Source organism: Streptococcus sp. Marseille-Q5619, assembly GCF_946901205.1.
In the GTDB taxonomy this organism is placed as follows: Bacteria; Bacillota; Bacilli; order Lactobacillales; family Streptococcaceae; genus Streptococcus.
The window spans coordinates 680,985-700,410 of the sequence record NZ_CAMPPO010000002.1 but is presented as its reverse complement, the minus strand read 5'-3'; the positions used below and the strand labels follow the sequence as shown (position 1 = coordinate 700,410).

Sequence of the window (19,426 nt, the reverse complement as noted above, 5' to 3'; positions counted from 1 at the left end):
ACTCCTATTTGTTGTTTATCTTTTAATAGTTTTTGATTAGGAGGATCTAAATGAGAATAAAGAGAACTCTTCAACCGTATATATTTAAAGATAAAATAAAATTTGGTTTTGGTAATGCTTCTCTTGTAAGGGAGATTGATTTTAATGAAGAGAACATCAATTTAATAAAAAAATTAGATAATGACATTGATATAAAATTGTTGTCTAATGGAGAAAAACAAGTTGTTGAGTCGATGATATCTATGGGATTAGTGACTAGTAATCAATATGATAATTCCAAATATTCCCGAAATATTAATTTCTTTGAGTGGGTTGATTTGTCAGAAAATTTAGACCCTAGTAAGTATCAGGATAGATTATTAAATTCAACAGTTTTAATTGTTGGTGTAGGGGGTATTGGATCAACAACAGTCGAAATTTTAGCTCGTCTAGGTATAGGTAATTTCATATTAGTAGATTTTGACATTGTGGAAGAGTCAAATCTTACTAGACAAACATCCTTTAAGAAATCTGATATTGGTAAGCTAAAAATAGACATAATAAAACAGCATATTCAAGAGATTTCTGATTCAAATGTGACAACTATTTATAGGAAGTTAGAGTGTCAGAATGACTTAGAAACTATTTTTAAAGATTATAATTTTGACATTGCTTTATGCTGTGCAGATACTCCTAGAATAGAGATAGACTACTGGTTTGATGATTTAGCTCATAAATATACGAGACCTATTATTGTTGGCTCATATGCATCTACGGTAATAAACTACCTACATATTATTCCGGGCAAAACTATTTCATTGAGGGAGTTTTATAGGGACTTTATGATAACAGATGATCATGTTTTGGATAGTAGAATACCGTATAGTGTTATTTCTCCAATATCATATATGGCTGCATCAATCATATCTTATAAAGTATTAGATACTTTAACAGGATTATTGAATTTAACGGATTATATTCAAATCGATTGCATGAATTTTGAGGTTTATAAGCATGATATTAAGAAAATTTAGCCAAAATTTTATAAATTTAATATTAGGTAGATCGTCTAGGAATATTGCAGATAGTTTTTACTTTATTGCTTTATCGATAGGGTTAGTAAGTGTATATCATATTGAGGCAGGACAGTTATCTCTATTTACTCTAATTGGTTTTATCCCAAATTTGCTTGCTGTTTTTTATGGAAGTTTTATAAATAAAATTCAGAGAGATAAAATTTGGCTAGTGATTTTCCAGATTCTCCAGTTTATTATAATTGTGATTACAATTCTGTGTTTAAGGTATCATTTTCGTGTTGTGTATATCTATGTATTGAATTTTTTGTTCGCATTATCAACTAATTTATTAAATACACTGCAGATGAAAATTGTTCCAGAAACTTTAAATAATGATGACATGCTAATAAAGAAATCGATAGATGTTCAATACTTGGCATCAAATGTGTTAGATATTATTAGTAATTTAACTGCATCTCTACTATTAGGGCTTCTATCTTATTTTGTTGTTTTTAATTTAAGTATTCCGTTTTTTGTGGCTGCTATTTATTTTATGATTAAAATCAGATTGCCCGGTTCCAAAAACAATACTAAAAGTGTTCGACCTGAAAAGGTAGATTTGGAAAGTAATTCTTCTTTCCAATTTTTGGAAACTGTTTCTGCTTTTCGAGAATCAAAATTTGCCTCTTTTATAGTAGTTACAGAGTCAATTTTAAGTGGGGGTACAGATCTACTTTTAACTTTAATGCCACTGTATCTTTTATCAGAAGGCATACCTATTCAATATTTGGGATTGGTACTAGGAGCTCAAAGATTTGCCGATTTGATAGGAGCAATTTTGGCTCCTAGAGTGGGAATTCCGTATAAAATGTTTTTCTTTATTGATTATACTGTATCTGGATTAGCACTCATGCTAGTATTTATTACTCCATTTCCGTTAATAAAGTTGTTGTTATTTTTTTTAGCATTTATTTTAATAGGTATATCAGGAAATATGTTTGAAAAAATGATTTACTCAGAGTATAGATACGACACTATGGGATTGATATATTCGACTAATTCAAGTTTATATGCTTTATTTGCCATTCTATTTTTGATTATTCCTCAATTTTATACAGATATAAAAATTTTGGGTATTTTAATAAATGGATTTACACTATCTATAGGAATTTATTTATTAGTTATTTGTAATTTTTTCAAAAAGAATGATACTAATTGTTAAAATTTATTTTATATGAATGTTGCATGATTATTTGAAAAGAACTTCTAAAAATTTTTAGAGGTGTCCATGAAAGAAACGAAATTTCACCTAGCAACTGGAAGTCTGTACAATATATTTCTAATTTGGAACACACTGTAAATGTTATGGTGGATGGTTGGGCTAAATATGGTCCTTGGCGTCCTAGATAAAATGAGGTAAACGATGGAAAAACAGAGTCAGTTACAAATTTTAATTCATTCCCTGTACAATAATAAAGAAATTAGCTTGACGGAAGAATTTAGGAAGCAATTGCTGGAAACAGCAAAACAGTTCTCTAGTACTAGTGAAGATTTGCTAGCTGTACGTCTCTCATTTGCCGTCTCTAAAGAATTATTGGGCTTTAAAGGTGAACCACCGACAGAGTTATTGGATTTGGCAAAATTTGTCCAAAAGAAAGAAGCTAAATATAAGCAGGGAGTAGTGTGGTCTGGTATTTTTAAAATATGATTCATTATAAAATACGGCATGAGCATCGCATAATGGATGAATCTGAATATGAGCAAGACTTGGATTTCAATGCCAAACCAAGTCTTGTTTTTGATACTATAGAATAAAATGGAGTCTGTCTGATTACAATCAGCAGACTTTTTTCTCTTTCCTGAATATGTTATAATAGTCCATGCTGTGGCTGGAGCCTTTTCAGCCCATTTATTAAGACAATATGAGGAGAAAGATGAAAGAAAAAGGATTTTGGGAGGGGGCGCAGGCAGCTATGCCAACGGCACTTGGTTATGTCAGTATCGGCCTGGCCTGTGGGATTATTGGTGCGCCCTATGTGACACCTGTGGAGATGGGCTTGATGAGCCTCTTTGTTTATGCTGGGAGTGCCCAGTTTGCCATGCTGGCACTGATTGCGGTTCAAGCACCTGTAGCAGCTATTGCGATGACGGTCTTTTTGATCAATTTGCGTCTCTTTTTGTTGAGTTTGCATGCGTCGACCTATTTTCGTCATACTAGTCTCTGGCACAATATCGGTATGTCTAGCATCTTGACAGATGAGACTTATGGCGTTTTGATGGGCGAGTTAGCCCATACAGACAAGGTCAATCCTATGTGGATGCACGGAAACAACCTCAATAGCTATGTGGCTTGGTTTGTGGGAACAGTGGTTGGAACGGCTCTGGGTGGTCTGCTGCCAAATCCAGAAATCTTTGGCTTGGATTTTGCCCTGGTTGGGATGTTCATTGGGATTTTTGCTTCGCAATTCCAGATTATGCAAAGACGGATTCCTGTCCGCAATCTGCTTATTATTCTAGCAGTTGTTGCGGTGTCCTTCTTTTTGCTCTTGACAGTGGTGTCTCAGTCACTAGCTGTTCTGTTTGCGACGCTACTTGGTTGTACAATGGGGGTGGTTTTAGATGGTCAGTAAGTATCTTTTATTAGCAGTTCTCTTCTCTGGCTTGGTGACCTGGATTCCCCGTATGATTCCCTTCATCTTGGTCAAGTATAAGGGTTTGCCTGCAATCGTTGAGCGTTTTTTGAAGTTCTTGCCCGTTTCTATTATCTTTGCCTTGATTCTTTCAAGCGTAGTGACAGGCAAGGTTGGGAACCTTCCTCAAATCAAATGGCTGGACTTCTTAGCAGTATTTCCGACGGCTTGGATAGCCTTTCGCTACCGTAATCTAGTCGGAACGGTTCTCTTCGGAGTAGTCTTGATTGCCATCTTGCGTTTGGTCTTTTAAATCAGCCATAAAGAAAACTTATCACAGAGATAGATATCATATAATGGCGTAAATAGTCTTTTTCTGTTAAGATTATAAGGTATTCTATTTTGGAGGAAATGACATGAAAAAAATCGTTAAATACTCATCTCTTGCTGCTCTAGGGCTTATTGCTGCAGGTGTGTTAGCAGCTTGCTCAGGTGGTGCTAAGAAAGAAGGAGAAGCAGCTAGCAAGAAAGAAATTATCGTTGCAACTAATGCTACACCAAAACCATTCAACTATGAAGAAAATGGCGAATTGACTGGTTACGAAATTGAAGTGGTTCGCGCTATCTTTAAAGATTCTGACAAATATGATGTCAAGTTTGAGAAGACAGAGTGGTCAGGTGTCTTTGCAGGACTTGATGCTGACCGTTACAATATGGCTGTTAGCAACATCAGCTACACTAAAGAACGTGCTGAAAAATACCTTTATGCAGCTCCAACTGCTAAAAACCCTAACGTTCTTGTAGTGAAAAAAGATGACCCTAGCATCAAATCGCTTGATGATATCGGTGGAAAATCAACAGAAGTTGTTCAAGGGACAACATCTGCTAAACAGCTAGAAGACTACAACAAACAACATTCAGATAATCCAACTGTCCTAAAGTATACTAAAGCGGACTTCCAACAAATCATGGGACGCTTGAGCGATGGCCAGTTTGACTACAAGATTTTTGATAAAATCGGTGTTGAAACAGTCATCAAGGACCAAGGTTTGGACAACTTGAAAGTTATTGAACTTCCAAGCGACCAACAACCTTACGTTTACCCACTTCTTGCTAAAGGTCAAGATGAGTTGAAAACATTTGTAGACAAACGTATCCAAGAACTCTACAAAGATGGAACGCTTGAAAAATTGTCCAAACAATTCTTCGGAGACACTTATCTACCAGCAGAAGCTGATATTAAATAATTTCTTGAAATCATCCATTCTGCATAAGGTGGATGATTTCTCAGTTTTTAGGGATATAGTTTTAAACTATATATCTGACTATCTAATAACAATTTGTGAAATCAAACAAATTGTGAGATACTAGTACGGTATTATTTTTAAGGAGAAAGAATCATGAAAATCAAAAAATGGCTTGGTGTAGCAGCCCTTGCTACAGTCGCAGGTTTGGCTCTTGCAGCTTGCGGAAACTCAGAAAAGAAAGCAGACAATGCAACAACTATCAAAATCGCAACTGTTAACCGTAGCGGTTCTGAAGAAAAACGTTGGGACAAAATCCAAGAATTGGTTAAAAAAGACGGTATTACCTTGGAATTTACAGAGTTCACAGACTACTCACAACCAAACAAGGCAACTGCTGATGGCGAAGTAGACTTGAACGCTTTCCAACACTATAACTTCTTGAACAACTGGAACAAAGAAAACGGAAAAGACCTTGTAGCGATTGCTGATACTTACATCTCTCCAATCCGCCTTTACTCAGGTTTGAATGGAAGTGACAACAAGTACACTAAAGTAGAAGACATCCCAGCAAACGGAGAAATCGCTGTACCGAACGATGCTACAAACGAAAGCCGTGCGCTTTACTTGCTTCAATCAGCTGGCTTGATTAAATTGGACGTTTCAGGAACTGCTCTTGCAACAGTTGCTAACATCAAAGAAAATCCAAAGAACTTGAAAATCACTGAATTGGATGCTAGCCAAACAGCTCGTTCATTGTCATCAGTTGACGCTGCTGTTGTAAACAATACCTTCGTTACAGAAGCAAAATTGGACTACAAGAAAGCACTTTTCAAAGAACAAGCTGATGAAAATTCAAAACAATGGTACAACATCATCGTTGCGAAAAAAGATTGGGAAACATCACCAAAAGCTGATGCTATCAAGAAAGTAATCGCAGCTTACCACACAGATGAAGTGAAAAAAGTTATCGAAGAAACATCAGACGGTTTGGATCAACCAGTTTGGTAATAAGAAACAGGGAGGTGGGAGAGAAAATTCCACCTCTTGCTTTTGTATAGAGCATGGATTGTAAAGAAGACTATAGGTTCATAGAAAGGTAGAGAGAATATGGTTTTTCCTAGCGAACAAGAACAGATTGAAAAATTTGAAAAGGATCATGTGGCCCAGCATTATTTTGAGGTTTTGCGTACCTTGATTTCTAAGAAGTCGGTCTTTGCCCAACAGGTTGGACTTAAGGAAGTTGCCAACTATCTGGGTGAGATTTTCAAGCGTGTGGGGGCTGAAGTGGAGATTGATGAGACTTATACGGCGCCCTTTGTCATGGCGCATTTCAAGAGTTCGCGTCCAGATGCCAAGACCCTAATTTTCTATAACCACTATGACACTGTGCCAGCGGATGGGGATCAGGTCTGGACAGAGGATCCCTTTACGCTTTCGGTGCGCAATGGCTTCATGTATGGGCGTGGGGTTGATGACGACAAGGGTCATATCACAGCTCGTTTGAGTGCTTTGAGAAAATACATGCAGCACCATGATGACCTGCCTGTCAACATCAGTTTTATCATGGAGGGAGCGGAGGAATCGGCTTCGACAGACCTGGATAAGTATCTGGAAAAACATGCGGATAAACTCCGTGGTGCAGATTTGTTGGTCTGGGAACAAGGAACCAAAAATGCTTTGGAACAGCTGGAAATTTCTGGTGGAAATAAGGGGATTGTGACCTTTGATGCCAAGGTTAAAAGTGCTGATGTGGATATCCACTCTAGTTATGGTGGGGTTGTGGAGTCAGCTCCCTGGTACCTCCTTCAAGCACTACAGTCTCTTCGTGCCGCAGATGGTCGTATCTTGGTTGAAGGTTTGTACGAAGAAGTACAAGAGCCAAATGAACGTGAATTGGCCTTGGTGGATACCTATGCCCAACGAAATCCAGGGGAAATCAGCCAGATTTATGGTTTGGAATTGCCTCTTTTACAAGAGGACCGTGCAGCCTTTCTAAAACGTTTCTTTTTCGAGCCAGCTCTTAATATCGAAGGGATTCAGTCAGGTTATCAAGGACAAGGAGTCAAAACGATTTTGGCTGCAGAAGCCAGCGCTAAGCTAGAAGTTCGTTTGGTTCCTGGCCTAGAACCGCATGATGTTCTGGAAAAAATTCGGAAACAGCTAGACAAAAATGGCTTTGATAAGGTAGAATTATACTATACCTTGGGAGAGATGAGCTATCGCAGCGATATGAGCGCGCCAGCCATTCTCAATGTAATCGAGTTGGCCAAGAAATTCTATCCACAGGGAGTTTCAGTCTTGCCGACGACAGCGGGGACAGGGCCAATGCATACGGTCTTTGATGCCCTAGAGGTGCCAATGGTGGCCTTCGGTCTAGGAAATGCCAATAGTCGAGACCACGGTGGAGATGAAAACGTGCGAATCGCCGATTACTACACCCATATTGAATTAGTAGAGGAGCTGATTAGAAGCTATGAGTAGAGATATTATCAAGTTAGATCAGATCGATGTGACTTTTCATCAAAAGAAGAGAACCATCACAGCGGTCAAGGATGTGACCATTCACATCCAAGAAGGGGATATCTACGGAATCGTTGGATATTCTGGAGCAGGGAAATCAACCCTTGTACGGGTGATTAACCTCTTGCAGAAACCATCTGCAGGCAAAATTACCATTGATGACGATGTGATTTTTGATGGCAAGGTGACCTTGACGGCAGAGCAGTTGCGTCGTAAACGTCAGGATATTGGAATGATTTTCCAGCATTTTAACCTCATGAGTCAAAAGACGGCAGAGGAGAATGTAGCCTTTGCCCTCAAACACTCTGGACTCAGCAAGGAAGAAAAGAAAGCTAAAGTTGCTAAGTTGTTGGACTTGGTTGGCTTGGCGGACCGTGCTGAAAACTACCCTTCACAACTATCTGGAGGGCAAAAGCAGCGTGTGGCCATTGCGCGTGCCTTGGCAAATGATCCAAAAATCTTGATTTCAGACGAGTCAACTTCTGCCCTTGATCCGAAGACAACCAAGCAGATTTTGGCCTTGTTGCAAGATTTGAACCAAAAATTAGGCTTGACTGTTGTCTTGATTACGCATGAAATGCAGATTGTCAAAGATATTGCCAATCGTGTGGCAGTTATGCAGGATGGGCATTTGATTGAAGAGGGTAGTGTTCTTGAAATCTTCTCAGATCCTAAACAACCCTTGACTCAAGACTTTATCTCAACAGCTACAGGCATTGACGAAGCCATGGTCAAAATCGAGAAGCAAGAAATCGTGGAACACTTGTCTGAAAACAGCCTTTTGGTGCAACTCAAGTATGCAGGTGCTTCAACAGACGAGCCACTTTTGAATGAATTGTACAAGCGTTACCAAGTAACGGCTAATATCCTCTATGGAAATATCGAAATTCTCGATGGCACTCCTGTCGGAGAATTGGTGGTGGTTTTGTCAGGTGAAAAAGCAGCGCTAGCAGGCGCCCAAGAAGCTATTCGTCAAGCAGGCGTACAACTAAAAGTATTGAAGGGAGGACAGTAAGATGGAATCATTGATTCAAACCTATTTGCCAAATGTCTATAAAATGGGCTGGGCTGGTCAGGCAGGCTGGGGAACAGCCATCTACCTAACCCTTTATATGACAGTTCTTTCCTTCGTCATCGGAGGTTTCTTGGGGCTTGTTGCAGGTCTCTTCCTTGTCTTGACAGCGCCAGGTGGTGTTTTGGAGAATAAGGTCGTTTTCTGGATTTTAGATAAGATTACCTCTATTTTCCGTGCGGTTCCTTTCATCATCCTCTTGGCAATCTTGTCTCCCCTTTCTCACTTGATTGTGAAGACAAGTATCGGGCCAAATGCAGCCCTTGTCCCACTTTCTTTTGCAGTCTTTGCCTTCTTTGCCCGTCAGGTGCAGGTGGTCTTGGCTGAACTGGATGGCGGTGTCATTGAGGCAGCTCAAGCTAGCGGAGCGACATTCTGGGATATCGTAGGTGTTTACCTATCAGAAGGTCTTCCAGATTTGATCCGTGTGACGACTGTGACCTTGATTTCCCTTGTTGGGGAAACAGCTATGGCTGGTGCGGTTGGAGCCGGCGGTATTGGTAACGTAGCCATCGCTTATGGATTTAACCGTTACAATCACGATGTGACTATCTTGGCAACCATCATTATCATTTTGATTATTTTTGTAATCCAATTCTTGGGAGACTTCTTGACTAAGAAATTGAGCCATAAATAAAATAGGCTCCATAAGATCTATAGGGGATTTACCCACTACAAATATTATAGAGTCATAAATAAAAAAGAGCCGCCTGGCTCTTTTTTAGTAATCAGATTTTCTGTGCAAATTTTTTACTCAAGGCTTGTCCAAGCAAGGCACCCACTAGGGCTCCGATGACAACACTTGCGATAAATAGAATGATAGTTCCAGGATTTGGCGCGACCATGATACGGTCGATATATTCTTGTGATTTTCCTCTTGCTAGAAGGGTTGCCATATAGGCTTTGGGCGCAATCCACATAAGCAAGATTGGACCTGTTGTGCTAAAGGCAAAGAGTATGAAAGAAAGGAAATTCTTAGTTTGGTCCTTGTATTTTCCGAGGTTGGCTACTGCATCTGCTAGCAGACCACAGATAATTCCAGGAAGGAAGGCACCGGCACCGTGTTTAGTTCCCAAGAAAAAGAGGGCGATGACAAGGCCGATAGTGGTAATGGCTCCAAAGCGCGGAATTTTTGTGACCAGAATCATATAGACGCTACCGCCGACAAGGGCAGTAAAGGCAGGCGCATAAAACATGTTTCCAGTTTGGTCAAAGAGATTGCCCAAAAGGACACCAATCCCCATGCAGAGGAAGTAAAGAACTGCAAAAAGCAGTGTAGTTAAGATAGATTTCTTCATGAATTGTCTCCTGATCATTTTTTCACAATTCTCATTGTATCACGGTTTGATGGGATTGTAAATGGGCACTAGAATTTTTTGAAAACGCTTGAAATATGATATAATAGTTTCATAGTTATTTTTAGGGGGGATATCATGGGTAGATTTTTAGACTTTGTCTTTAATCGTTTCTTTTTAGGGATGATTGCGACAGCCTTCTTTTGGCTATTAACTTTAGCAGGAGGGATTATCCTTGGTCTAGCGCCGGCTAGCGCCACCTTGATGAGCCTATATGCAGAACATGGTTATAGCTTTCGGGAATACAGTTTGAAGGAGGCTTGGTCTCTTTATAAGCAAAATTTCGTCTCAAGCAACCTGATTTTCTATAGCTTTCTAGGAGTGGATCTAGTTTTGGTCTATGGCCTGTATCTCTTGGTACAATTGCCTCATCAGACTATTATTCATTTGATTGCGACATTTTTGAATGTTCTAGTAGTTGCCCTGATCTTTTTGGCTTATACAGTATCTTTGAAATTACAAGTTTATTTTGATTTGTCCTATCGAAATAGTCTTAAACTATCCTTGATTGGCATCTTTATGAGCTTAGCGGCTGTGGCCAAGGTTCTCCTTGGGACAGTGCTACTTGTGGCAATTGGTTACTATATGCCTGCCCTACTTTTCTTTGTAGGAATTGGGATGTGGCATTTCTTTATCAGTGATATGTTGGAACCGGTCTATGAAAGTATCCATGAAAAATTGGCGACAAAGTAGAATGAAGCAGTTTTGGCTACATACGCTTCTGCGAACCTACAGTTCAGTTATGATGATTATTATTGCGAGTTTTGCAATCTTACTCTCTTACGCTGACTGGGATTCACGTGAAAAGGAAGCTCAAAGAGTAGCCCAGCGTGTAACTGCTAGAACAGTGAGTGAAATTGAATATTACCATAGAGAGTCAACCCAGATAGCTCAGGCTTTAGTTGAAAATCAAGCTCGTATTGAGGGAATCTATAAATACTTTAGCCTTAGCATGCCAGACTATTTTTACTGGCAATTAGAGCGGAAAGCTTCGCCTTATGTATCAGTCTCTCTGCATGAAAATGTTGATGACCTCTATGTTCGAAATGATTTTGTAACTGGAGTGGCCATTGCTTTTCAAGATTACAAGGAAGTCTATGTTTCTACTAAAGACAAACGTAGTGGAGAAAAAATCAGGGCTGAGGATTTCAAACCAGCAGGAAATAGTTTTGCCATTCCGGTGTCAGATCCAGTGTCAGATCAAGACTTAGGAGTGATTTACATCTCCTTGGATCCTGCTGTTTTATACCATGCCATTGATAATACTAGAGGTCATACTCCGATGGCAGTAACAGTGACCTCACCTTTTGATACGGAGATTTTTCATATTGGTGAAACAGTTGATAAGGAGAGTGAAAATTGGCTAGTTGGGTTAACTTCTCATGGTTATCAGGTTCAGGTGGCAGTTCCCAAAAACTTTGTTTTACAAGGAACAGTGACTAGCTCTGCTTTGATTGTGAGCTTGAGCCTTCTCTTTATTGTCATTCTTTATCTGACTTTGAGGCAGACCTTTGCTAACTACCAAAAGCAGGTAGTGGATTTGGTGGATTCTATTCAAGCTATTGCCCAAGGAGAGGAAGGTCTTCGTATTGACACACTTGAAAAGGATCAGGAATTGCTCCTAATCGCGGAGACGACCAATGATATGTTAGATCGTTTGGAAAAGAACATCCATGATATTTATCAGCTAGAGCTTAGTCAAAAAGATGCCAATATGCGGGCCCTGCAGGCGCAAATCAATCCTCATTTTATGTATAATACGCTGGAGTTCTTGCGCATGTATGCAGTTATGCAGAGTCAAGATGAGTTGGCAGATATCATTTATGAATTCAGTAGTCTCTTGCGGAACAATATTTCTGACGAAAGAGAAACTCTTCTCAAACAGGAATTGGAATTTTGCCGTAAATACAGCTATCTCTGCATGGTTCGCTATCCCAAGTCCATTGCCTATGGTTTCAAGATAGATCCAGAGTTAGAGAATATGAAGATTCCCAAGTTTACCTTGCAACCGCTGGTAGAAAACTATTTCGCGCATGGTGTTGACCACAGGCGGACAGATAATGTGATTAGCATCAAGGCGCTTAAACAGGATGGTTTTGTGGAAATTTTAGTGGTAGATAATGGCCGTGGAATGTCGGTTGAAAAATTGACAAGTATTCGAGAAAAATTAAGTCAGAGACATTTTGAACACCAAGCCAGTTACAGTGATCAAAAGCAGTCTATCGGGATTGTCAATGTCCATGAGCGGTTTGTGCTCTATTTTGGGGACCGCTATGCCATTACGATAGAGTCTGCGGAGCAAGCAGGTGTTCAGTATCGTATTACAATTCAAGATGAGTAGAAAGGGAGAAAATGTATAAAGTATTATTAGTAGATGATGAGTACATGGTGACAGAAGGTCTGAAACGTTTGATTCCCTTTGATAAGTGGGATATGGAGGTCGTCGCAACAGCCAGTCATGCCGATGAAGCCCTAGAATATGTTCAGGAAAATCCCCTCGATGTCATCATTTCAGATGTCAATATGCCCGACAAAACAGGGCTTGATATGATTCGGGAAATGAAAGAGATCTTACCAGATGCCGCCTATATCCTGCTTTCAGGTTATCAGGAGTTTGAGTATGTAAAAAGAGCCATGAATCTTAGTGTGGTGGACTATTTGGTCAAGCCTGTTGATAAGGTAGAGTTAGGAAATCTGCTGGAGAAGATTGCAGATCAGCTCGGCGAGAGAGGGAAGAAAAGCCAGACCCTCAGTCAAGATTTAGACGAGACTGGATTTGTTAGTTATTTAGGGGATAAGGAGAATTGGTGGATAGGTCTATCCAAGGAAAAACAAGGTTCCTTCACCATTCCCTACTATGTCTTGGGTCAAGATTGGCAGATTTTCATTTCTGACCAACCCCTAGATGGTTTGGTCGTTACACCTTTTGAAGCTCCTTATCAAGAACACTTTGAACGCTGGAAGCTGAATGCTGAGAAAGCCCTCTTTTACGGCTCTGTAAATCTACAGCAGTCTCAGAGTCTCTTTGCCTACTACGAACCGATTTATAGGGTTATCATTCAGGGGAATCTCAATCAAATCGTAGAAGAGTTGAACCTCTTGGAGAAGGTGGTTCTTGAAAATACACCTCGTGTTCCGATTACCAAACAGCTTTTTATCCAGTTTGTCATGGATGTCTTTCACTTGTTTGAACATCTCAAAGCTGATGATATGACGGACATTGTCAAAACCATTCATGCTATTCAATCCTTCGATGAATTGGTTTCTTATATCAAGGAAACTCTGACCAGCTTTTTCGGTCAATACCGCATGAATGAAAATGTGGTCAGTGTGCTGGAAGTCATTGGTCGTGATTACCAAAAAGAGCTTTCCCTCAAGGATATCAGTAAGGCCCTCTTTATCAATCCTGTCTATCTAGGTCAGTTGATTAAGCGAGAAACCGATTCGACCTTTGCAGAATTACTAAACAAACAACGTATTAAGGCTGCTCAGCAGCTCTTGCTTTCAACCAGTGACAGTATCGAAGATATTTGTTATGCTGTTGGTTACAGTAACCTTGGATATTTCTATAAAGTGTTCCGAAAATTGTGCGGAAAATCGCCAAAAGCCTACCGAAAACAGGTAGAAACGATACTGTAAGATTTGTATTCCTTTACAAAATGTGCTATAATATGAATAATATTATTAGGAGGTTCTATCATGAAAAAGAAACCGATTTATCTATGGGTCTTGCTAATCTTGTCTGCTCTTATTTCAGCAATGTCTCTGTTTGGAATGTTGAGTCCCTTACCTAGCAAAGAAGCTCTTCGTGCCGCTCAGAAACAAGTTGCAGGGGTCAGTGCTCAGCAATTAGAAGACCAGCTTAATTACAACTATGGAGTAGCAGAAGCGTATCATTCTATTTTTAATATGGCCTTGATTGTGCTATCTGCTATTTTAGTGGTCGTAGCGATTGTCTTCCTTATTCGTAAGAATTTGCAATATGCAAACTATACTTACGTTGGCTATGTTTTGTTAGCTATTATCGGTTCGATTTATGGCTATGTTGGTTTACAGGACGCTGTGCAGTTGGTTCAAGATGAGAGCATGCGTTTGACAATGAGTATTGGTTCAAAAGCTGTCAGCATTTTCTATATCGTCATCAATGTTCTCTTCCTAGCCCTTGTCTTCTATAAGATGTGGCGTCAGCAGAAAGCCTTGGCAGAAGAAGAGGAAGCAGAAAATCTTGCCTAAGTATTGACAAAAAAGAACTATCAAGATACAATCTTGGTAGTTCTTTTTCGATTAAAAATAAAATCATGGAGGTACATATGAAGACAATTTCTTTAGTTTATATTAGTTTGAGTGGCAACACTGAAAGTTTTGTGACGCGCTTGAAAGACTATCTCTTGTCCCAGTACAAAGGGATTGAGGTTCAAAAGATTCATATCAAGGATTTGGTCAAGGAAGGTCGCGATTTCTATGAAATGGACCATCCCTATGTCGCTTTTTTGCCGACCTATCTCGAAGGTGGGAATGGCGTTGATAACGGAGATGTCGAGATCTTGACGACACCCGTTGGGGATTTTATCGCCTATGGTGACAATGCTAGTAAGTGTTTTGGCGTGGTTGGTTCAGGAAATCGTAACTTTAATAACCAATACTGCCTGACAGCTAAGCAATACAGTCAACGTTTTGGTTTCCCTGTCTTGGCTGACTTTGAAATGCGAGGCATGCTGGAAGATATCAAACATGTCGCAGCTATTATCGCAGATTTGTATGAGTTGGAAAAGGAGAATTAAAGTCAATATAAGAGGCACTTGGGATTTTTCAACTGTTTTTTTGAGTATAAACAGTCTTTGAGAACGCAAAAAAGCATAAGTTCAGGTCTTTAAAACCTTGTTCTTATGCTTTTTATCATAGAAATATTTGCTGAATGGTCTCTTGAAATGAAACCTTATACTCAATGAAAATCAAAGAGCAAACTAGGAAACTAGCCGCAGGCTGTACTTGAGTACGGCAAGGCGACGTTGACGTGGTTTGAATTTGATTTGCGAAGAGTATTATCTTCATCTCGCGCTTGTCCCTTACCCTGCTTTTCCGATTGCGAGTGCGTAGATAAAGAAGATGGCGAAGCCAAAGAGGAAAATCAATCCTGCAATGGCAAGGTGTTTGAGCCAAGAAGGAAGATTTTTGTTTTCACGCGTTACCAAGGCGTAGTTTAAAAGAGCGAAGAATGGTGTTGTCAGGAAAGAACCAATCATAGCAAAGCGGAGCATGGTTGAAACCTGACCAGCGAAGAACTTGATAATGACGATACCGATGATAGCAGTGATGGTCATCCAGATGTTCAAAGATTTACGATTGTCTTCTTTTTGACTGATTAGCAGTCGGAGAGATTCCTGATTAACACGAGAATAGCCATCTATAACAGTAATAACTGTTCCAAAGATACACAGGAAGGCAATAAAGGTAATCAAGTAACGGGACCATTCGCCAAGAACAGAGGCATACATGCCCACGAATTGAGAGATGTATTTGGCTGAAGCAGCTTCAACCGCCTGCCCTGTAGGATACTGAATCAGTGCTCCTAGTGCCACAAAGAAGACGGCTAGAATAGCTGTTCCAATATAACCAGTGTTAAAGTCAAACAGAGCGTCTTCTGTGTTAAAGTTGACGGTCTTTCTCTTTTCAGCAGACCAAAGTGAATTGATAGCTGAAATTTCAATAGGAGCCGGCATCCATCCTAGGAGGGAGACGATGAAGGGCAGAGCTGCCATTTGCCAAGGTGTCTTCTCGATAAAATCAGAGCTGTATTCGGGATGCTTGACCGCTGCAATGATAACTGCAAGAACAGTTGCAATGGTCAAAGCTGACATGATCCATTTTGCCATGCCGTCTAAGAGTTTGTAGCCTCCAAAGAGTAACATAGCCCAAATGATTGCAACGAGAATGAGGGACCACTGAGTGATGCTCAGACCGATCATTGAGAAGGCACTGGCGATGATAGCTGAGCACAGAATGGCGACACCAGCTGTGTTGACCATAGCCGAAAAGACATTGAGGATAAAGAAAATCCAGAGATAGAGTTTTCCTTTTTCGGCATAACCTTCAACCAAAGTCTTTCCAGTATCAGCTGTGTATTCAGCACCAAAACGGAAAAATGGATATTTAAAGACATTGGCTAAGATGACCAAGAGGAGTAGCGACCACCCATAAGAACCACCAGCTTGAGTGGAAGATACAATGTGAGAACCACCAACAGCAGCAGAAGCCATTAGGATTCCAGGTCCCATTGCTTTTAGTTTACTTGTCCAGGTTGATTGATTTAACGAAATAGCTTGTGACATGATAGATGCTCCTTTTTGAATTTTCAGAATAATCTGGATATGTAATCTATATTCTACAAAAAACTTTGGGAAAATGCAAGATGATTTTGAAAAAAGATAGAAAATTACAGAAAATTTACAAAGAAAATCTGAAAATAACTACTATGATAGAACGGTGCAGCAGGATAAAGCAAAACCGAGAAGTTTCTTTCTCGGTTTTGCTTATTATGAGGTTCTTACTTTCTATGCTCCAAGAGTTGATTGATATGGTTTACTTTTTTTGATGCTCTTTTATAGGAAATAGTCCAAATGATGAGGTAGACAATCGCAAACTCGATAATGAGCTGGAGATAGAAGATCCAGTGGAAGGGGAACCAACCTGCCAGAGTTGCTAGTGGGACAAAGCCTACTAGCATGAGGAAAAAATGAGTCAGAGTCGCACGAAGCATGCTCCAGTCACGGCTGAATAATCGTTTACCAAAGTTGAAGAGAATACCGATGGCTGCCCAGATAAGTGTGCAGTAGAGCAAGACCAAGGCACCGTGAACCTGATGTTGAGCCATCACTTGTCCGATCAGAGATTCAGGACTCAGTGGTGCGTAGGTATTTGGTGCATAAATGAGTGAAAAGATGATAGAGAGGATGAGACCGATGAGGACACCAGTAGCTGCGTCGTGGAAGATTTGTTTTTTCATAGTTCTAATTTCTCCTTGATGGTTTTTAGATAACGGCGTGAAGAGTAGGTGAAGCTTTCGTTTTTCAAGAAAATTTCTACTAGGCCGTTGGGGGTGAGCTTGAGATGAGAGATGGAATCGATATTGATGATTTCTGATTGGGAAATTTGGATAAAATTGGTTGGCAGGAGTTCAAGGACTTGATAGAGCCGTAAATCAATGTTGTAGGTCTGACTCGCCGTTTCTGCTAGAACCTTCCGATTCTCGATATAGAAGCGTTGTATCTTACCAATCTCAACGAGATAGACCTGATTATCGATTTTCCCTTTGATTGTTTCTGTTCGATCCAGATTTTCTGCGAACTCGATGACTTTTTGGACTTTTTCGGTTTCTTGAGGTGCTTGGACAATCAGCTTTTCCTCCTTGTAAGTTTCACTAATCTGTAGTTCTACTTTCATAAATTTCTCTCCTTGTTTTTCATACAAAATTGTGATCACTTCTTGTACACCTTTATTAAACACTATTTTACGACACCTGGCAAGGTACTTTGTCTATGTGGAGGGATTTTACTCCTATGTGGCACTTGCTTTTCGGTCCTTTCTGAAATATGGTATAATAGCACTAATCAATTTCTAGGAAAATAGATACGGAAGGGGGCTGAAAGATGTCTCATATTATTGAATTGCCAGAGGTGCTGGCAAACCAGATTGCAGCTGGAGAGGTTATCGAGCGTCCAGCTAGCGTTGTTAAGGAGCTGGTAGAAAATGCCATTGATGCTGGCTCTAGTCAGATTATCATTGAGATTGAGGAAGCTGGTCTCAAGAAGATTCAAATCACGGATAATGGTCATGGAATTGCCCACGATGAGGTGGAATTGGCCCTGCGCCGCCATGCGACTAGTAAGATAAAAAATCAAGCAGACCTCTTTCGGATTCGGACGCTTGGTTTTCGTGGTGAAGCCTTGCCTTCTATAGCGTCTGTTAGTGTTTTGACTCTGTTGACTGCGGTGGATGGCGCAAGTCACGGGACCAAGCTAGTCGCGCGTGGGGGAGAAGTTGAGGAAGTCATCCCAGCGACTAGTCCTGTGGGGACCAAGGTTTGTGTAGAGGATCTCTTCTTCAACACGCCTGCCCGCCTCAAGTATATGAAGAGCCAGCAAGCAGAGTTGTCTCATATCATTGATATTGTCAACCGTCTGGGCTTGGCCCATCCTGAGATTTCTTTCAGTTTAATTAGTGATGGTAAGGAAATGACGCGAACAGCGGGAACAGGTCAATTGCGCCAAGCTATCGCAGGGATTTACGGTTTGGCGAGTGCCAAGAAGATGATTGAAATTGAGAATTCTGACCTAGATTTCGAAATTTCAGGTTTTGTGTCCTTGCCGGAGTTAACTCGGGCCAATCGCAACTATATCAGCCTTTTCATCAATGGTCGTTATATCAAGAACTTTTTACTAAATCGTGCTATTCTTGACGGTTATGGCAGTAAGCTCATGGTGGGCCGTTTTCCACTGGCTGTCATTCATATCCATATCGATCCTTATCTAGCGGATGTCAATGTGCATCCGACCAAGCAAGAGGTGCGGATTTCCAAGGAAAAAGAACTGATGACGCTGGTTTCAGAAGCTATTGCAAATAGCCTCAAGGAACAAACCTTGATACCAGATGCCTTGGAAAATCTTGCCAAATCGACCGTGCGCAATCGTGAGAAGGTGGAGCAGACCATTCTCCCACTCAAAGAAAATACGCTCTACTATGAGAAAACTGAGCCGACAAGACCTAGTCAAGCTGAGGTGGCTGATTATCAGGTAGAATTGACTGATGAAGGACAGGATCTAACCCTCTTTGCCAAGGAAACCTTGGACCAATTGACCAAGCCAGCAAAACTGCATTTTGCAGAGAGAAAACCTGCTAACTATGACCAACTAGACCATCCAGAGTTAGATTTAGCCAGTCTGGATAAAGCCTATGATAAGCTAGAGCGAGAAGAATCTTCAAGCTTCCCAGAGTTGGAATTTTTCGGGCAAATGCATGGGACCTATCTCTTTGCTCAAGGGCGAGATGGACTCTACATCATAGACCAACATGCGGCTCAGGAACGGGTCAAGTATGAGGAGTACCGTGAAAGCATTGGTGATGTTGACCAGAGCCAGCAACAACTCCTAGTGCCCTACATCTTTGAATTTCCAGCGGATGATGCTCTGCGTCTCAAGGAAAGAATGGCACTTTTAGAGGAAGTGGGCGTCTTTCTAGCAGAGTACGGAGAAAATCAATTCATCTTACGCGAACATCCTATTTGGATGGCAGAGGAGGAAATTGAGTCAGGTATCTATGAAATGTGCGACATGCTACTCTTGACCAAGGAAGTTTCTATCAAGAAATATCGAGCAGAGTTGGCTATCATGATGTCCTGCAAGCGGTCTATCAAGGCCAATCATCGTATTGATGATCATTCAGCTAGACAACTCCTCTATCAGCTTTCTCAATGTGACAATCCCTATAACTGTCCCCACGGACGTCCTGTTTTGGTGCATTTTACCAAGTCGGATATGGAAAAGATGTTCCGACGCATTCAGGAAAATCACACCAGTCTCCGTGAGTTGGGGAAATATTAAACTAAAAGGAA

Annotated in this window: 20 protein-coding genes; 16 read left to right on the top strand and 4 right to left on the bottom strand. The window is 40.5% G+C overall.

Annotated elements, in window-relative coordinates; genetic code table 11:
• Positions 1–50: 50 nt before the first annotated feature.
• The 10 genes from OC530_RS04460 (at position 51) to OC530_RS04415 (ending at position 9,101) form a co-directional block, all read left to right on the top strand.
• Positions 51–1,013 (top strand): ThiF family adenylyltransferase, encoded by a 963-nt coding sequence (locus OC530_RS04460; RefSeq protein ID WP_050271616.1) that lies wholly within the window; start codon positions 51–53, stop codon positions 1,011–1,013.
• Positions 994–2,217 (top strand): hypothetical protein, encoded by a 1,224-nt coding sequence (locus tag OC530_RS04455; protein WP_000603362.1) that lies wholly within the window; start codon positions 994–996, stop codon positions 2,215–2,217. The genes OC530_RS04460 and OC530_RS04455 overlap by 20 nt, the downstream gene beginning before the upstream one ends.
• Positions 2,218–2,418: 201 nt before the next feature.
• A complete protein-coding gene (locus tag OC530_RS04450) occupies positions 2,419–2,703 on the top strand; it encodes a hypothetical protein (RefSeq protein WP_000415011.1) in 285 nt (94 codons plus the stop codon).
• A gap of 226 nt (positions 2,704–2,929) precedes the next feature.
• Positions 2,930–3,625, top strand: coding sequence for an AzlC family ABC transporter permease (locus tag OC530_RS04445; protein ID WP_000659737.1), 696 nt, complete (start codon positions 2,930–2,932; stop codon positions 3,623–3,625).
• A complete protein-coding gene (locus tag OC530_RS04440; protein WP_000253947.1) occupies positions 3,615–3,938 on the top strand; it encodes an AzlD domain-containing protein in 324 nt (107 codons plus the stop codon). Before OC530_RS04445 ends, OC530_RS04440 begins: the two co-directional genes overlap by 11 nt.
• Before the next feature lie 103 nt (positions 3,939–4,041).
• Positions 4,042–4,872: an amino acid ABC transporter substrate-binding protein gene (locus OC530_RS04435; RefSeq protein WP_262079922.1), complete on the top strand. Its 831-nt coding sequence runs from the start codon at positions 4,042–4,044 to the stop codon at positions 4,870–4,872.
• Positions 4,873–5,025: 153 nt separating this feature from the next.
• Positions 5,026–5,880: a MetQ/NlpA family ABC transporter substrate-binding protein gene (locus OC530_RS04430; protein WP_042751775.1), complete on the top strand. Its 855-nt coding sequence runs from the start codon at positions 5,026–5,028 to the stop codon at positions 5,878–5,880.
• A gap of 99 nt (positions 5,881–5,979) precedes the next feature.
• Entirely contained in the window at positions 5,980–7,353 is a 1,374-nt protein-coding gene (locus OC530_RS04425) for a M20/M25/M40 family metallo-hydrolase (RefSeq protein ID WP_262079920.1), read from the top strand.
• Positions 7,346–8,407, top strand: a complete 1,062-nt coding sequence (locus OC530_RS04420) for a methionine ABC transporter ATP-binding protein (RefSeq protein ID WP_000085667.1) — start codon at positions 7,346–7,348, stop codon at positions 8,405–8,407. The genes OC530_RS04425 and OC530_RS04420 overlap by 8 nt, the downstream gene beginning before the upstream one ends.
• Position 8,408: 1 nt before the next feature.
• Positions 8,409–9,101: a methionine ABC transporter permease gene (locus OC530_RS04415; RefSeq protein WP_136936669.1), complete on the top strand. Its 693-nt coding sequence runs from the start codon at positions 8,409–8,411 to the stop codon at positions 9,099–9,101.
• Positions 9,102–9,192: 91 nt separating this feature from the next.
• Here OC530_RS04415 and OC530_RS04410 read toward each other — a convergent pair whose 3' ends face one another.
• The gene (locus tag OC530_RS04410) at positions 9,193–9,762 is read right to left on the bottom strand and encodes an MptD family putative ECF transporter S component (protein ID WP_262079916.1); all 570 of its coding nucleotides are present in this window, start codon (positions 9,760–9,762) and stop codon (positions 9,193–9,195) included.
• 135 nt (positions 9,763–9,897) lie between these two features.
• On the opposite strand from OC530_RS04410, the gene OC530_RS04405 reads away from it, so the two are divergent.
• The 5 genes from OC530_RS04405 to nrdI all read left to right on the top strand — a co-directional run bounded on the left by OC530_RS04405 (position 9,898) and on the right by nrdI (position 14,600).
• Entirely contained in the window at positions 9,898–10,512 is a 615-nt protein-coding gene (locus OC530_RS04405) for a YesL family protein (protein ID WP_000532348.1), read from the top strand.
• Positions 10,490–12,160, top strand: coding sequence for a sensor histidine kinase (locus OC530_RS04400; RefSeq protein WP_316043867.1), 1,671 nt, complete (start codon positions 10,490–10,492; stop codon positions 12,158–12,160). Before OC530_RS04405 ends, OC530_RS04400 begins: the two co-directional genes overlap by 23 nt.
• An 11-nt stretch (positions 12,161–12,171) precedes the next feature.
• On the top strand, positions 12,172–13,458 hold the full coding sequence (locus OC530_RS04395; protein ID WP_173219471.1) for a response regulator transcription factor: 1,287 nt from the start codon (positions 12,172–12,174) through the stop codon (positions 13,456–13,458).
• A 60-nt stretch (positions 13,459–13,518) separates the two neighbouring features.
• The gene (locus OC530_RS04390; RefSeq protein ID WP_000729015.1) at positions 13,519–14,052 is read left to right on the top strand and encodes a hypothetical protein; all 534 of its coding nucleotides are present in this window, start codon (positions 13,519–13,521) and stop codon (positions 14,050–14,052) included.
• A gap of 77 nt (positions 14,053–14,129) precedes the next feature.
• Positions 14,130–14,600 carry a class Ib ribonucleoside-diphosphate reductase assembly flavoprotein NrdI gene (gene nrdI / locus OC530_RS04385; RefSeq protein WP_000849623.1) on the top strand — a complete coding sequence of 157 codons (471 nt, stop codon included), beginning with the start codon at positions 14,130–14,132 and terminating at the stop codon, positions 14,598–14,600.
• 285 nt (positions 14,601–14,885) lie between these two features.
• On the opposite strand, the gene OC530_RS04380 is transcribed toward nrdI, so the two are convergent.
• The 3 genes from OC530_RS04380 to OC530_RS04370 form a co-directional block, all read right to left on the bottom strand.
• A complete protein-coding gene (locus OC530_RS04380; protein ID WP_262079910.1) occupies positions 14,886–16,148 on the bottom strand; it encodes an NRAMP family divalent metal transporter in 1,263 nt (420 codons plus the stop codon).
• Between the two features lie 215 nt (positions 16,149–16,363).
• A complete protein-coding gene (locus tag OC530_RS04375) occupies positions 16,364–16,822 on the bottom strand; it encodes a DUF3021 domain-containing protein (RefSeq protein WP_262079908.1) in 459 nt (152 codons plus the stop codon).
• Positions 16,819–17,259 (bottom strand): LytTR family DNA-binding domain-containing protein, encoded by a 441-nt coding sequence (locus tag OC530_RS04370; protein WP_262079907.1) that lies wholly within the window; start codon positions 17,257–17,259, stop codon positions 16,819–16,821. Before OC530_RS04370 ends, OC530_RS04375 begins: the two co-directional genes overlap by 4 nt.
• Positions 17,260–17,465: 206 nt before the next feature.
• On the opposite strand from OC530_RS04370, the gene mutL reads away from it, so the two are divergent.
• Entirely contained in the window at positions 17,466–19,415 is a 1,950-nt protein-coding gene (gene mutL, locus OC530_RS04365) for a DNA mismatch repair endonuclease MutL (RefSeq protein ID WP_262079905.1), read from the top strand.
• Positions 19,416–19,426 lie beyond the last annotated feature (11 nt).

Coding starts and splice junctions, on each gene's coding strand:
- OC530_RS04400 (WP_316043867.1), top strand. CDS start 10,490: ATGAAAAATTGGCGACAAAGTAGAATGAAGCAGTTTTGGCTACATACG.
- OC530_RS04455 (WP_000603362.1), top strand. CDS start 994: ATGATATTAAGAAAATTTAGCCAAAATTTTATAAATTTAATATTAGGT.
- OC530_RS04445 (WP_000659737.1), top strand. CDS start 2,930: ATGAAAGAAAAAGGATTTTGGGAGGGGGCGCAGGCAGCTATGCCAACG.
- OC530_RS04370 (WP_262079907.1), bottom strand. CDS start 17,259: ATGAAAGTAGAACTACAGATTAGTGAAACTTACAAGGAGGAAAAGCTG.
- OC530_RS04420 (WP_000085667.1), top strand. CDS start 7,346: ATGAGTAGAGATATTATCAAGTTAGATCAGATCGATGTGACTTTTCAT.
- OC530_RS04450 (WP_000415011.1), top strand. CDS start 2,419: ATGGAAAAACAGAGTCAGTTACAAATTTTAATTCATTCCCTGTACAAT.
- OC530_RS04440 (WP_000253947.1), top strand. CDS start 3,615: ATGGTCAGTAAGTATCTTTTATTAGCAGTTCTCTTCTCTGGCTTGGTG.
- nrdI (WP_000849623.1), top strand. CDS start 14,130: ATGAAGACAATTTCTTTAGTTTATATTAGTTTGAGTGGCAACACTGAA.
- mutL (WP_262079905.1), top strand. CDS start 17,466: ATGTCTCATATTATTGAATTGCCAGAGGTGCTGGCAAACCAGATTGCA.
- OC530_RS04460 (WP_050271616.1), top strand. CDS start 51: ATGAGAATAAAGAGAACTCTTCAACCGTATATATTTAAAGATAAAATA.
- OC530_RS04380 (WP_262079910.1), bottom strand. CDS start 16,148: ATGTCACAAGCTATTTCGTTAAATCAATCAACCTGGACAAGTAAACTA.
- OC530_RS04390 (WP_000729015.1), top strand. CDS start 13,519: ATGAAAAAGAAACCGATTTATCTATGGGTCTTGCTAATCTTGTCTGCT.
- OC530_RS04410 (WP_262079916.1), bottom strand. CDS start 9,762: ATGAAGAAATCTATCTTAACTACACTGCTTTTTGCAGTTCTTTACTTC.
- OC530_RS04430 (WP_042751775.1), top strand. CDS start 5,026: ATGAAAATCAAAAAATGGCTTGGTGTAGCAGCCCTTGCTACAGTCGCA.
- OC530_RS04415 (WP_136936669.1), top strand. CDS start 8,409: ATGGAATCATTGATTCAAACCTATTTGCCAAATGTCTATAAAATGGGC.
- OC530_RS04405 (WP_000532348.1), top strand. CDS start 9,898: ATGGGTAGATTTTTAGACTTTGTCTTTAATCGTTTCTTTTTAGGGATG.
- OC530_RS04425 (WP_262079920.1), top strand. CDS start 5,980: ATGGTTTTTCCTAGCGAACAAGAACAGATTGAAAAATTTGAAAAGGAT.
- OC530_RS04395 (WP_173219471.1), top strand. CDS start 12,172: ATGTATAAAGTATTATTAGTAGATGATGAGTACATGGTGACAGAAGGT.
- OC530_RS04375 (WP_262079908.1), bottom strand. CDS start 16,822: ATGAAAAAACAAATCTTCCACGACGCAGCTACTGGTGTCCTCATCGGT.
- OC530_RS04435 (WP_262079922.1), top strand. CDS start 4,042: ATGAAAAAAATCGTTAAATACTCATCTCTTGCTGCTCTAGGGCTTATT.